11 protein-coding genes are annotated in these 14,305 nt (G+C 59.2%); 3 read left to right on the top strand and 8 right to left on the bottom strand.

What is annotated here, in order from left to right; all coding sequences use genetic code 11:
* The first annotated feature begins 236 nt into the window (after positions 1-236).
* From nifA (NKJ35_RS09035) to NKJ35_RS09025, 3 genes are all read left to right on the top strand, one after another.
* The gene (gene nifA, locus NKJ35_RS09035; RefSeq protein ID WP_352646415.1) at positions 237-2,009 is read left to right on the top strand and encodes a nif-specific transcriptional activator NifA; all 1,773 of its coding nucleotides are present in this window, start codon (positions 237-239) and stop codon (positions 2,007-2,009) included.
* 235 nt (positions 2,010-2,244) lie between these two features.
* A complete protein-coding gene (hisC, locus tag NKJ35_RS09030; RefSeq protein ID WP_352646413.1) occupies positions 2,245-3,384 on the top strand; it encodes a histidinol-phosphate transaminase in 1,140 nt (379 codons plus the stop codon).
* Between the two features lie 91 nt (positions 3,385-3,475).
* Positions 3,476-4,516, top strand: coding sequence for an LLM class flavin-dependent oxidoreductase (locus tag NKJ35_RS09025; RefSeq protein ID WP_352637426.1), 1,041 nt, complete (start codon positions 3,476-3,478; stop codon positions 4,514-4,516).
* 612 nt (positions 4,517-5,128) lie between these two features.
* On the opposite strand, the gene NKJ35_RS09020 is transcribed toward NKJ35_RS09025, so the two are convergent.
* The 8 genes from NKJ35_RS09020 to nifA (NKJ35_RS08985) form a co-directional block, all read right to left on the bottom strand.
* Positions 5,129-7,024: an ABC transporter ATP-binding protein gene (locus tag NKJ35_RS09020; RefSeq protein WP_352646411.1), complete on the bottom strand. Its 1,896-nt coding sequence runs from the start codon at positions 7,022-7,024 to the stop codon at positions 5,129-5,131.
* Positions 7,024-8,892, bottom strand: a complete 1,869-nt coding sequence (locus NKJ35_RS09015; RefSeq protein ID WP_352646409.1) for an ABC transporter ATP-binding protein — start codon at positions 8,890-8,892, stop codon at positions 7,024-7,026. The genes NKJ35_RS09020 and NKJ35_RS09015 overlap by 1 nt, the downstream gene beginning before the upstream one ends.
* Positions 8,893-8,965: 73 nt before the next feature.
* Positions 8,966-9,868 (bottom strand): SIR2 family NAD-dependent protein deacylase, encoded by a 903-nt coding sequence (locus tag NKJ35_RS09010; RefSeq protein ID WP_352646408.1) that lies wholly within the window; start codon positions 9,866-9,868, stop codon positions 8,966-8,968.
* Between the two features lie 38 nt (positions 9,869-9,906).
* Entirely contained in the window at positions 9,907-10,119 is a 213-nt protein-coding gene (nifT, locus tag NKJ35_RS09005; protein ID WP_023678250.1) for a putative nitrogen fixation protein NifT, read from the bottom strand.
* Positions 10,116-10,436 (bottom strand): nitrogen fixation protein NifZ, encoded by a 321-nt coding sequence (locus NKJ35_RS09000; RefSeq protein WP_352491475.1) that lies wholly within the window; start codon positions 10,434-10,436, stop codon positions 10,116-10,118. The genes nifT and NKJ35_RS09000 overlap by 4 nt, the downstream gene beginning before the upstream one ends.
* Positions 10,437-10,535: 99 nt before the next feature.
* Positions 10,536-10,730 carry a 4Fe-4S dicluster domain-containing protein gene (locus NKJ35_RS30885; protein WP_023678248.1) on the bottom strand — a complete coding sequence of 65 codons (195 nt, stop codon included), beginning with the start codon at positions 10,728-10,730 and terminating at the stop codon, positions 10,536-10,538.
* A gap of 32 nt (positions 10,731-10,762) precedes the next feature.
* Entirely contained in the window at positions 10,763-12,241 is a 1,479-nt protein-coding gene (nifB, locus tag NKJ35_RS08990; RefSeq protein ID WP_352646407.1) for a nitrogenase cofactor biosynthesis protein NifB, read from the bottom strand.
* 237 nt (positions 12,242-12,478) lie between these two features.
* Positions 12,479-14,242: a nif-specific transcriptional activator NifA gene (gene nifA, locus NKJ35_RS08985; protein WP_352646406.1), complete on the bottom strand. Its 1,764-nt coding sequence runs from the start codon at positions 14,240-14,242 to the stop codon at positions 12,479-12,481.
* Between the last annotated feature and the right edge of the window lie 63 nt (positions 14,243-14,305).

Below are 14,305 nucleotides of genomic sequence, written 5' to 3'. Positions count from 1 at the left end.
ACTATCCCGCCTCGCTCCAGTCTTTTGAATCAACGTGTGGTTGCCCCGGTGCAAGCCGAGAACGTAGCCAAGCTTCGTGGAGGGAGAGCCAAGCGATGCGTCAGGGGTCGACCCGCTTTGCACTCGACCACACGGCGGCGGCACGAGTTCACGTCAGAGCATTTTCGCGCTTGCCCGCGACGTCACGGGCGCACATGCCGCCGGCATTCATTTGATGGCGCGAGATCGAGGATCACATGCACCACAACATTCCCAAATCAGAACAAAATGCCAGCGAGTGCCGCATCTCGCTTCCGGATGCGAAAAGGGGCTACCCAAAGTCCGGGATGAACACCGCGGTCCCTTTTGTGCCATCGCACGAGCACGCGCTTACCGGCATCTTCGAAATATCGAAAGTACTCACCGACCCCGCCCGGCTCGAAGTCACGTTGGCCAAGGTCGTCGATCTCCTGCCCTCGTTTGTGCAGATGCGGCACGGCATCATCGCTCTCTTCGACGCTGAGGGCGTACTGGACATCACCGTAGTCACCGGCTGCGACGAGAACAGCGATGAGCGCTCCCGGATGCGCCTGCCGCGCAACGCAATCGATCGGATTGTGACGACGGACACGCCGCTCGTCGCCGAGAACATAGCGGTGCATTCGGCTTTCAGTGCCGCTGACATAGAGGTGCTTGGGGCCTCCGACACCGTGTCGTTCATCGGCGTTCCCATTCGTGTTGGTGGGAACGTCGGAGGCACGCTGACTATCGACCGCGCCCTGGACAGCAGGTCAACGTTTCGGCTCGATCATGATGTCCGGCTGCTCACCATGATCGCCAACATGGTGGGACAGACAGTGAAGTTGCATCGCTTCTCCGCGGGCGACCGCGAACGACCGACGGAGGTGGAAGATCGGCTGCAAACGCAATTCTCTGATGTCAAGCGCCCTGCACCGCAGCGCAAGAAGGTTCACGTCAAGGGGATGATTGGCGATAGTCCGGCGCTAAGCGCGCTGCTCGAGAAGATCGCAGTGGTAGCCAAGGCAAAGACCACGGTTCTGTTGCGAGGCGAATCCGGGACCGGGAAGGAGCTGGTTGCCAAGGCAATTCACGAGTTGTCGCCGCGCGCCAAGCGGCCCTTCATCAAACTCAATTGTGCAGCGCTGCCAGAGACAGTCCTGGAATCCGAATTGTTCGGTCATGAGAAGGGTGCCTTCACAAGCGCGTTCAATTCCCGCAAGGGTCGCTTTGAACTCGCCGACAAGGGGACGTTGTTTCTGGATGAGATCGGCGAGATCTCGGCCTCCTTCCAGGCAAAGCTACTGCGCGTGCTACAGGAGCAGGAGTTTGAGCGCGTCGGCAGCAACCAGACGATCAAGGTCGACGTTCGCGTGATTGCCGCCACGAACAGGAACCTTGAAGAGGCGGTTGCAAGGAATGAGTTCCGCGCCGACCTGTATTATCGCATCAACGTGGTTCCCTTGCTGGTGCCGGCGTTACGCCAAAGGCGCAGCGATATTCCGCTCCTCGCAGCTGAGTTTCTCAAGAATTTCAACGATGAGAACGGCCGTACGCTGACCTTCGATCCGCGTGCGATTGAAGTACTGATGAAATGTGAATTTCCCGGCAACATTCGCGAGCTTGAAAATTGCGTGCACCGGACAGCGATCCTGGCGGAGGGACTATCAATCGGGAGAAACGACTTTGCGTGCTCCCACGACCAATGCTTTGCCGAGGCGCTGCGGAAGAGCAGATCGGGCAAGGCCGCGCTGCAACCAGCGCCAATCCTGCCAGAGGCAGTGAATCCGGCCACGCCGCCGGATGCGGCCGCTCGTTCGGCCGCCACCACAGTCCCGCCTGCCGGAGCAACCCACTCATTGGGCGCGAGGACCACCGACGCCGAGCGCGTCATTGCTGCCATGGAAAGATGTGGCTGGGTGCAGGCAAAGGCGGCGCGCCTGCTTGGACTGACCCCGCGCCAGATTGGCTACGTGCTGAGGAAATACGGCATCGAGGTCAAGCGTCTGTGAAAGCATGACTCAGGCGGATTAGCTGAGACCGCTTAGCGGCTTGGCCCGCGCAGGGATGCAGATCCGCGTCCGCGTCAAGTCGATCCGACCGAGGACAGCCTGGCCGAATTCCCGTGGCAGCCGGCGTTGCGACCATCTTGTGAAAGGCGACGCTGCCATCGTCAATCCGTCCGCCATGTTGCTCTCGTTGCGAGCTCATACGGATGAACCTGTGCGACTGAAACGGAGATAAAATATGTCCGATGCAAAACTGCAAGCTGTGCTTTCGTCTCTTCCGCAAGGGACGCGACAGTTAGATGCTCTGCCGTCCAACGGACCAGCGCCGGACAGAAGTTTTGTCAAGCTGAATACGAATGAGAACCCGTTTCCGTTGCCGCCAATCATAATGCAAAGTGCAGTGGCGGCCCTCAATCGCCAGTATCTGTATCCGGACGACGATAACATCAGCTTGAGGGAAGCAGCGTCCAATACCTATGGCGTATCCACGGATCAGGTCATCGCAGGCAACGGGTCGTCTGAACTGCTCGGACTCATCTACAGAGCTTTCCTCGCCCCTGGCGACACGGTGGCGATGATATCGCCAGGGTTTTCGTTCAACCGCAAACTTGCCATGTTGCATGGTGCTGAGTTTCTCGAGATCGGATGTCAAACTCATTCGCTGCCAATGGAGCAATTGCTTTCCGGTCCGGCAAAAGACGCCAAGTTCATTCTGGTGGCCAATCCAAACAATCCGACCGGAACATTCCTCTCGATAAGCAATATCGAACGCCTCGTGGCACAATCGGATCGCCTGGTCGTCCTTGATGAGGCCTACGTCGACTTTGCACCCGATCACGGGCTGCGCCTCATCAACCGTTATTCGAACCTTCTGATCTTGAGAACATTTTCGAAGAGCTATGCCGCCGCCGGCATTCGCGTCGGTTTCGGTTTCGGTCACCCTGAGATTATTGGCAGGCTGCGCAACATCCAGAACGTCTTCAACATGAACGTGATCGGGCATGCGGTTGGTATCAGCGTGCTTGCGCATCGCGGCGCCTACGCAGAGAACCACAAGCACATCAGACATGAACGACAGCGAGTGACAGCCGCACTGTCGCAACTTGGATTTTCCGTAACGCCCTCCCACGCAAATTTCTTGCTAGCCCGTGTGCCAGCGGGACAGGACGGCTCATGGTGGCAAGCAGCCTTGGAAAGGCAAAAGATACTCGTTGCCTACTTTCCGGACAATGGTTTGGAACATTGCATCCGCGTCAGCATCGGCACAAAAGAGCAATTGGATGCATTTCTTGCTGCCGCTCGCGATATAGTTGGAAGCTTAAACATACCAAGCACCACGGGCAGGGGAGCGTCAGGCTCTGCTCGTTCGGTACGCTGACGCTAATCCGATATCACACATTGCTATCTTTAGACTTGCTTGGTCACCCAAGCACGACAACATTTTTCTTTAAAATCGGGGACAATATCGAGTGACAAACGTCTTTCCTTCAAACCTAGCCTTCGGCATCTTCGATCATCTGGACGAGGACGGCCTCGATATCGCCCGGCAGTACGAAGATCGCCTGATATTAGCAGAGGCGTGCGATCAGCTAGGGTTCTATGCCTATCATCTCGCAGAGCACCACTGTACCCCCCATGGGAGAGGTCCATCGCCGAATCTGTTCTTATCGAGCGTCGCCCAGCGCACCCGCCGCCTGCGTCTCGGACCCTTGGTGATGCTGCTTGCGCTTTATCATCCGCTGCGTGCGTTCGAAGAGATCTGTATGCTGGACCAGTTGAGCGGTGGCAGGCTCGAACTGGGCATAGGGCGCGGTGCTCTCCCGATCGAATTGGGTTACTTCGGGATTGGTGCGGACGCGGTGCCGGGCCGCTATGCGGAAGCCAGCGAAATTCTTGTTGAAATACTTGTTAATGCCATGAAGGTCGGCACGCTGTGCTATCAAGGCCGCCATTTTGAGCTCAATGACGTTCCTTTGACGCTAAGACCTCATCAGCGTCCACATCCGCCGACATGGGTCGCCGCCAATCGACCCGAGTCGGCAGCCTGGGCCGCTGCGAATGGAGCAAACATCGCGTGTGTAGGGCCTTCCTCTTCTGTTCGCAAAACTACAGATGCCTTCCGCGCCTATCGAGAGGACAACACTGACACCGGCGATCGAGCGCCATTTATTGGATTGCTCCGAATGGTGGTGATTGGGCGTTCTGAAACAGACGCGTATTCGATCGCGGCACCTGCTTACGAACGATGGCTCAAGAGCTTCCAATTCCTTTACGACCTTAATGCCATCCCGACCCCACCAAACCTGCCGCTGACCTTCGATGAGGCAATAGAGCGTGAATTGTGCGTGGTAGGATCAGCAGAATCTGTGCAAAAAGCTCTGTTAGATCAGTTGGAAGAGGCAGGTGCCAACTACCTGCTTTGTCAACTGGCATTTGGAAATCTGCCGCTAGATGCTTCCCTGTACACCGCGACGACCATTCAATCCGAAATCATGGCTCGACTTGTCTGACCATGAAATTGGCGGTCTAATCTGAAGGTTAAATCGTTGTAACAGCGCTCCCTCATCCACATGCTCGAGCGTGCACGTGGCGGGGCGGGCAATCGGGAGGGAGGCCAAACTGACGACGAGCCGGCGGGACGGACTACCAGGTTTGTGCGTTGGCTGGCGTCTGGGCCATCGTGTGAACCTGCACGATCCTAAGGAGATAATGGCCGAGCGCGTCACGATGCCCGCACGCGTCTGCTCGTCGCGCTCGCGCTAGTCATTGCCCATAGCCCGCCGCAGAGGGTTCTTCTCGACCGGGGCGGCGCCGGTGGCGGCTCCCGCATCCAGCTTCATCAGCGGCTCGGCGGTAGCAAAGCCGTCACTCGCTACGGCGCTGTTGAGGGCGCGCTCGCGAGCGGCTTTGCTACGCCGAGCGACACCACCTGGAGCGAGTTCGCCCGATGTCGCGGGGTGCGCCGCGGTCGGATAATGATGCTGGAGGAAATCGTTCGCAGCCGGTCTTCACGATCTGCGCGAGTGCTTTGCATGAATGCTGCCTGCTTCCTCGTCTGCGGCGGCCTGAGTGTCCGCCGGCACGCCCGAAGTCAATGTCAGTACCACAAGGCCGCCAAGACGTCAGGTCTGGGAGCCGGCTTGTACGGTCGTATCGTGTTCTGGAATATCGTCAAAGGAGGCGTAGTTGAGATTGTAGAGTTTGGAATACAGGCCCCCCATGGCTATTAGCTGATCGTGGTTGCCAGTCGCAATAACTTGGCCATTCTGAAGCACGATGATGCGGTCGGCACCCCGGATCGTGGCAAGACGGTGGGCGATGACGAGGCCAGTACGGCCTTCAAGCAGCTTTATCAGAGCCTTCTGAATCTGCATTTCCGTGTAGCTGTCGACGTTGGCGGTAGCTTCGTCGAGCACGAGGATCTTGGCGTCGGCGACGAGGGCGCGGGCGAAACTGATAAGCTGGCGCTGGCCGAGAGATAAGTTGTCGCCGCGTTCGCCAAGTTGGGTCTCATACCCGTCGGCGAGGCTCATTATGAAGTCGTGGGCGCCGACCGCCTTGGCGGCCTCGATCACCTTGTCGCGCGTGGCTTCCGTCTTGTGGTATCGAATGTTCTCGAAGACCGTCCCGGTGAACAGGAACGGCTCCTGCAGCACCATGGCGATCTGGCGGCCGAGCGATTCCTGGGTGAGATCGCGCACATCATGTCCGCCGACCAGCACTTGGCCCTGCTGAACATCATAGAAGCGGTGGACCAGGGCCATCGCGCTCGATTTGCCAGAACCGCTCGGCCCGACCAGTGCGACCGTCTCGCCGGGATTGACCCGGAAGGAGACATTTTTCAGCACCGAACGGTTCGGATTGTAGCCGAAGGTGACGTCCCTGAACTCGACCGAGCCGTCCATTTCGGGCGAAAGCACCTCGGCATTGGGTTTGTCCTGAACACCGATCTTGACGTCGAGCACATCGGTCAGGCGCTTGCCTGAGGCCATGGCGCGCTGCATGATCGAATATTGCAGGGTGAGTGAGCGGATCGGGTCAAAGAAGCGCTGGATGTAAAATAGGTAGGCAACCAATACGCCCACATCTATGCGGCCATTCATGACCCTCGAGCCGCCGACCACAATAACGGCGGCCATGGCGAGGCCGGTGAGGCCATCGACGATAGGCACCATGACCAGTGCATATTTGGCAGCGATCAGGTGGGTCCTCAGGTTGGCATGGGCCTTGTCGTCAAAAAGAAGGAAATTCACCTGCTGGCGGTCCATGGACTGGACGGTGCGCACGCCGTGAATGGCTTCGGCCAGCGCGCCGTTGACGGCGGAATTAGTCTCGTGTGCAGCCATGAAGGCTTCGCGGGCACGCGGCAGCCAGACAATGCGGACGATCACCAGGACCGGAAGAACCGAGAGCGTCAGGAGGCCGAGGCGGAAGTCGAGCCACAGCATTACGAAAACGATGCCGAAGAGAAGGGCAACATCGCCTACCGAATATACCGAGGTTTCGAGGAATTCCTGTATGGAGTTGACGTCGCCTTGCAGGCGCGACATGAGGCGTCCGACCTCGGTCTTGTCCATGAAGGAGAGCGAAACCTTCTGCAGATGGCCAAACATGGCGCGGCGGATGTCGAACAGGACAGTTTCGGCCACTTTCCCAACTACGGTTTCCTGCATGTAGCCGGCAGCGAAATTGACCAAGATCGCCAAAACGAACGCGCCGACGGCCGCAAGCTGGGCTGAGCGATCGGTCCTTGCCGGGTTCATGCTCTGGTCGAGCGCGTAGCGGATGATCAACGGGATGAGAAGCTGCGTCCCGGTGAAGATCAGCATTGCTGCAATCGTGATGACTACCCTGGCCCGATAGGGACGGACGAAGGCCCAGATGCGCCGGAGGATGCTCTTGTCGAAAGCCCGGCCGAACATCTCCTCCTCGATGCGGTGCGAGCCGACAACCGCGCGCGGAGGGCGTCTGCCGTCGTCACGTTCGGCTTCGAGTTCGCCGGCGCGGCCCTGCGCCATCAGCGGGCGCCCCCATACTGGGTCATAATGTCATCACCCGGGCGCGTCTGGAGATCGTAAAGGGCGCTGTAGCGTCCCCGCTTCTCCAAAAGCTCTTGATGCGTGCCGCGTTCTACGATTTCGCCGTTATCGACAAAAAGGATCTGATCGGCATGCATAAGCGCACTCAGCCGGTGCGCGATGATGATCGTCACCCGATCCTTGGCGAAGCGCCGCATCGCCGCGCGGATGCGCTGCTCGGTGCCGGCATCGATCGCGGCCGTTGAGTCGTCGAAAACGACGACGGAGGGGCGCAGCATCATGGTGCGAGCAATCGTGAGACGCTGGCGCTGGCCGCCAGAGAGAGAGACGCCGCGTTCGCCCACGACCGTCTCGTAGCCTGCTGGGAGCCCGAGGATGTAGTTGTGGAGCTGGGCGAATTCGCCAGCGCGTTCTATTCGCTGTCTCTTCGCCCAGGGATCGCCATAAGCGATGTTGTTCTCGATCGTGGTGGTGAATAGGAATGCATCCTGCTGTACGACGGCGACCGCCTTGCGAAGCGTCGCGAGGGTGACATTGCGTATGTCCTGGCCGTCCAGCGTGATGGCGCCACCGGTCACGTCGTAAAAGCGGGGGACCAGATGAGCCATCGTCGATTTGCCCGAACCCGGCGGACCGACGATCGCGATCGTCTCGCCCCTACGGGCCTCAAAGCTGAGGTTCTTCAGAATGGCGCGGTTTTCGGCGCTGGGGTAAGCAAACGAGACATTGTGGAAGCGCAGAGTGCCGTCGCTTATCTCGAGCGGTCTGGCCTCGAGAGCATCCCTGATTGTGATCTCCTGGTCGAGGAGACCGAAAAGCCGCGAACCGCAGCTAGAAGCGCGGGCAAAGGCATTGACCATGAGGCCGATCTGGCGGACTGGCATTTGCAGGATTGTCATGAAGGTCAGGAAGGTCGCCACCGTTCCGACGCTGATCTCGCCAGCGACGAGCTTGCTGCCACCGATCCAGAGCACCAATCCCATTGCGAAAAAGAAGGACAAGGTCATCGCCGACGTGCTGGGCACGTAGATGTCAACTCGGTCGTGGGCGAGGTCGAGCGCGTTCTTGGAAGCGCCGTCGAACTTCAGCATCTCATAGGCTTGAGCCGCAAAAGCGCGGACCACGCGGATGCCTGCGAGATTTTCCTCCATCACGCGGCTTAGTACCGAAAGCCGCTCATGCAGGTCGAGCCAGGTGGCGCGCAGCCTAAGCTGTGTGGCCGATGAGCGCCAGGCGACAAAAGGCACGAAGCTCAGCGCGACCAGGCCGAGCATGGGATCGGTCGAGATCATCATGTAGGCGCCGATCCCGATCAGCATGGTGAGCAGGAGCACGCGAACGAGCGCGGTGGAAAAATACATCCGCACGCCTTGGAGATCGAGCATTCCGATGGTGATCAGATCGCCTGAATGGACCCGGTCGTGAAAGGAAAAGCTGAGACGCTGGATCTTGTCGTAGTAGGCGAGCCGCAGTTCGTACGCGACATGATGCCCGACGGCTTCGGCAAAATAGTTCTGCGCCATCGTGAAAAGGCCGCGTAGCGCGCTGACGGCGAGCAGCAGGAGAGCAGGGGTCCAGAGCGCTTGTCCTGCCGCGGTCCCCGCGACACCGCCCCCGATGGCTGTCTGGGTCAGGTCGACGGCCCGGCCGAGAAGCTGGGGAATGAGCAACTGGAGGATCGCCGCCAGGACCGTCGAGCCCATAGCGAAGGCGACCTGCCAGGGGTGCCGCAAATTCATACGCGTGATGCGCAACAGCGTACTCACATCCCGGCCCCAGCGCGCCGCTTCCACATGGGTCAACGAATTCAGAGCGTTCGTTGCGCTGCCGACAGCATCACTGCTCACGGGTGTATTCCCGACTGCATTTTGCGCCTTCGGGGCAAGCCGAAGGACCAATCATCAAAGGGGCCCGCCATTGTTAATCCTGTCCACCACCTGCAGCAGTGCGCGTTCCTATAAGCCGAGCCGCGGCTTCACTTACTGGCATGTCGATCACCGTGATTCCGCTTGCCGCAAGGAAACGCGCTTCGTTTCTGGACAGCGTTTCCGTGTCCATTACCGCGCAATGTGGACCTCGGGAGCGCTTCATGATCTGCCTGGCGTAGGTGCGCAGCATCTGATCGTTGAAGCGGCAGCCAACGAAGAAAAATCCACGGGTGATGCGCCCTTCCTTCACCACGTCTGGGATCGGTGTCTGGATATCGATTTCGGTCAGGACTTCGACATAGTCGGAATCTGCGACGAGAAAGTTTTGCGCCGGCCTAATACTCCCGTGAGGTGTATAGAGAACCGTCTTTGCCCCCGATCGGGGGTCGAGTTCCCTCCCGGAAAGATCGTAGGTTTTCGTCCAAATGTCCCGGATTTCGTTCGCCCGCGTGACGCCTTGTATCTCAACGACGTCCGTTCGGCCGGTCTCTACGAGAGCCGTGCGCATCGCGCCGTCGTACCAGCTGTCGACGATGAGGGAGAGCGGCAGCCTTGCGAGCCAGGCGTGGAGGAGGGTCGGCGCCACCGGCGCTGCGAATATGTCGGTCATCCAAGCTTGAAGCGTCCGGCGATGCCGGCGCTGTTCGATGAACTGCGCAACCGACCACATATTGGTGCGGATCCTGGAAGGGGCTGGCGCCCGCGCATTGAGTGCCGCGGCAACGAGCTCCGGCGTATGCGGCACAGGCGGTTCCGCACAGTTGAATTCAAGAAGACCCGGACCGAGATAGGGGATCACCTCATCGGCGGCGAGCGCTTCCTCCGCCAGGTCAAGCAGCTTTTCGGCAAAACTGTCCCGCACGATGACCAGGTGGCCCGATGTCATGGTGTTCATGCTCGTTTCCTCGCGACGCACGTTATCAAGGGGCAGCATCAGTCCTCTTCGGAAACCTTCCTTGCCTCGACGGTGATCGGCAGACGCGTATCCCGTGGAAGATCGGGTAGGAGGAGCCGCCACCCGTTCCTGAGCGTCACAGTTCCGCCCCACAACTCTTCCTTCTCAAGCTTGATGATCGGCTCTTCGAGGTCCTTTTTGGGGACATACGCCGACAAGCCAGCATCGGTCCTGCGGATCATGACTTTCATCTGGCCGTCCCTTCATTGGTATTGTTTTCAGCACTGCAGGGCGCCTCGGCTTTGTCGAGGCTCATCAGTTCACGCGCTCGCATGCCGACGACGGTGCCACGGTCGATCCATTCGACCGCATAGATGAAGAACTGCTGGAGAAAGGTGCCAATGTCGCGCACATATCCCTCGTCGCCCTTCCGCACGAGATTTTCGCCGATCTCCCTGCCAGGATAGGTGCCGTCATTTTTTATGTGGCGAGTGGCACGTACCCGCTCTCCCGGCATGAATCGTGGAGGCCTGCGGATTTCGACCTCCTCTTCGCGTCCGAGCGACATGTCCGTTCCCTGATTTCTCTTGAGGCTGCAGATTGTGAACAAAGGCGTTCCAGGCGTCCTGCGAAGGCATCCCCGACCATGTCGGCAGCCCAATGTTCGTCACGCAGGAACGCAGGTCTTCGGCACCGGGCATACCGAGGCACATTGCTGCGCATCGAAGACCCCCTCGCACTCGGTGCACTTTTGCGGCTCGATCACATAGCTCTCGCCTTTGAACTTGATCGCGCCGGAGGGACACTCGAATTCGCAGGCGCCGCATTGGGTGCATTGGGATGCGATGATCTTGAAAGCCATTTTAACTCCTGGTCCGAATGGATGAGACGCGCTCAGGCCGTCGCCGCGAGTGCGGGGGTCCCAGACGCGGCCGCGTAAATCGCGCTGATTGCGGTCTCGATATAGTCGTGGGCATATGCGTCGGTGGCTTGGATACCAGCGTCGGCGAGCTGATCCTGCGGGCAGTTTCCGATCTTGGCGCACAGCACGACATCTATGCCCTCAAGCGCAGCGATGACGCCATCCAGGGCGGCTTCTCCGCCCGAGCCGCCGAGACAATACTGCTCGACCTTGCGATGCCCGACAAAACTGATCCCTCTCGGCGAGGCTTGATAAACCTGGAATTCCTTCGCATGGCCGAAATGTTGATTGACGCGGCCGCCGCCCTTGGTCGCCACCGCGAAGAGAAGGGACTTGCCGGGGCTCGCTGCCTTGACCAATCCGATCGCTTCTCTCCTAGCCGCCACGTGATCACGGCGCTCCTCCGCGACCAGCTCCCGATAGGCCTTGCGATTCCTGGCATCGTAGGTGACCTCGCCGGGAATCCGGTCGAGTGTGAATTCCTGGCCACGATCCTCACCGAGCAGGCCGACGGCATCTGCCCGGCACTGCCGGCAGTGGCGCATCAACTGGGCGCCGCCTTCGACACGATCCTGAAGAGCCTTCATCTCCATTGCGTTTGGGCCGCGTTGCCCGCTCAGTCCGTAGTGCGTGCCGTGCGCCGGGTCCGAAATCAGCGGCATGAGGTTGTGCAGGAACGCGCCCCGCTCCTTGACCCATCTATTCACCTCGATCAGATGCTCATCGTTCACGCCGGGGATCATCACCGAATTGATTTTGGTGAGGATACCGCGCGCGGTCAGCATCTCCAGGCCCAACATCTGCCGCTCGTGCAGGATCCGGGCGGCTTCGATGCCGACGTAGCGGCGATGGTCGTAAAAGATCCAAGGATAGATCTTTGCACCGACCTCAGGGTCGACCATGTTGATGGTGATCGTCACGTGATCGACATTCATGTCGGCAAGCTCATCGACATGGTCCGGCAGCGCGAGCCCATTCGTGGAGATGCAAAACTTGATGTCTGGGATTTCCCTGGCGACTCGTTCGAACGTTGCCTTCGTCTTCTTCCAGTCGTAACAGGCATCGCCCGGTCCGGCGATGCCGAGCACGGAGAGTTGCGGCACCTCGTTGGCGACCGCGACCACCTTGCGTAGCGCCTGGTCGGGCGTCAGCTTTTCGGAGACCACCCCAGGCCGGCTTTCGTTGGCGCAGTTATATTTGCGATTGCAGTAGTTGCACTGGATATTGCAGCCGGGCGCGACCGCGACGTGCATGCGCGCGAAATAGTGATGCGCCTCTTCTGAAAAGCAGGGGTGATCCTTGATCTTCTCCCAGACAGCCGGATCCGTGTCGTCCGGCTTTATCGACGAGCCGCAGGACGAAGACGCGCAGCCACCGGCTTTCACGGTGGCAAGCAACTGGTCATCGAATGTCGTGCTGAGGCTCTCAAGCGAAATTGCCGGTGCGGACATCGAACGGCTCCGTTGCTGGGTGAATGTCGCAGTTCAAACCGCAAGAGCTATGCCAGCTCAAAGAGCGGTTTTGGTTCACGAATTGGCTTCGTGTCGGATTCCGTCGGATTGCTCCGACACACCTTTGTCGGGCTTCCGACAGTGGACAAGCAAATCGGGTCGCGAAGGCTACCAGCCTTGGGCGCGCAGAGTGTGAGGGAGACTACTCCGGGCTTACGTTTGACGTCATCACGACGTCTAGAATTTCTTCACCTCGATACCATGCCGGCGCAGGGCGTAGCCGATTTGCCGCGGCGTGAGGCCGAGGATACGAGCCGCCCTGGCCTGAACCCAACCGGCCTTGTCCATCGCGTCGATCAGCCGGTCGCGTTCCGTCAGACGCGGGGGACAAGCGGGATCGTTCGGATCGCCGGCCGTAAGGGGAGATACCTTGCCTGCGGAGGCACCGATGCGACTGGCCGGCAGCCGCAATTCGACCGGCACTGCGTTGACCCGTGCGAGATCGTCGATGGCATTGCCGCCATTCGAGCGGTCGGCTCGCTTCCAGAGGAGCCAGGAAAGGCACTGGCTCTTCTTACAGGCGAAATCGGATGGCGTGATCGTCCTTGAACGCGCAAGTGTGGCCGTCCTTTGGACGCAGTTCTCCAGCTCGCGGACGTTACCAGGGAAGTAGCATTGCGAGATTAGTTCAAGCGCCGACGGCGCGAAGGCGAGTGCGCGATCGTTCTCCTTGTTGAATCGGTTGAGGAAGGCGTTCGCAAGGCGTGGAATATCGCCGGGTCGCTCTCTGAGCGGAGGCAGGATAATTGGCACCACATTGATGCGGTAATAAAGGTCGGCCCTGAACTCCCCTTTTATGACGGCCTTCTCGAGGTCCTTGTTGGTGGCGCATATGAGGCGCACGTCGAACTGTAGCGTTTTGGTGCCGCCGACTCGCTCCAACTCGCCTTCCTGCAAGACACGCAACAGCTTGGCTTGAAAGGCCGGCGAAATCTCGCCGATTTCATCAAGTAGCAGCGTTCCCTCATTTGCCAATTCAAAACGACCGGCGCGCTGGGAGATAGCACCCGTGAAAGCGCCCTTTTCATGCCCAAACAGTTCTGACTCCAGAACGCTTTCAGACAGTGCGGCGCAGTTCAATTTGACGAAAGACTTCTTTCTCCGACGTGAGAGCTTATGGATGGCCTGCGCAAAGAATTCCTTGCCGGTACCGCTTTCACCCCGCAGAAGCACGGTGGAATTAGTCCCTGCTACGACCGAGACGGTTTCGAGCACCTGCTTGAGTGCGGGGCTTTCCCCGATGAACCCGTCGATTTTGACATCCGCATGCCGGGCAGGGTCGTAGGTCCTACCCTCGTTGGGCGATTTCTCCGGTCTCCATTGCTCATGGACAGACCGCTGACGATCTGTACTCAGGATGCGATGGAGACGGATGGTCCGGCCGACAAGATTCGCGACCATCGTCAGGAAGTATGTGTCCTCGTCGTCGCGAAAGTCGGTGGCGCCGTCTCCGGCGCGGTCGATCGACAATGTCCCAAGGATCTTATGATCAGCCTTTAGCGGGATACCGATAAAGGCAATTGGGATGGTGCCGCTGCTCGAAGACGTTTGAAGGTCAGCCGGGAATAGTTGGGACTTGCGGACGTCCGGTATGAAGAGCGGCGTTCCCGTAGCGACGATTTGATCTGTTACGGCCTGTGGTATGACGCGGCGAGTGCCTGATTGAGGTGCATGGGTATTGCCGGCAGTTGCGGCAATCTCCGGCTCTCCTTCAGCGTCCAGGACGACGATTGCTCCGTGACGCATCTGCAGAAACGAAGGCAGGATGTTCACGACATTGGCGAGCGTAGTCTCCAGCTCGCTGGGGGCGGTCAGCACCTTCGATATCTCGTAGAGTCCCCTGAGCGCGATATCTGCTTGGGGCATGCTTTTGATGGGCGGTTCAGGGTGGGTATCCCGAGGTCCTACCTCGTCGACCCGATCTTGCGGTACGTGAGCCATGGAAACACCTCAGGGGTTGTCGTCCAGAGTGCTCCTCCTTTTGGATCTGAATTATGAAAGCAC

The organism is Mesorhizobium sp. M0136 (assembly GCF_040322515.1).
Classification (GTDB): Bacteria; Pseudomonadota; Alphaproteobacteria; order Rhizobiales; family Rhizobiaceae; genus Mesorhizobium.
Note: the sequence above shows the minus strand (reverse complement) of the source record. Positions and strands in the feature narration are given on the sequence as shown.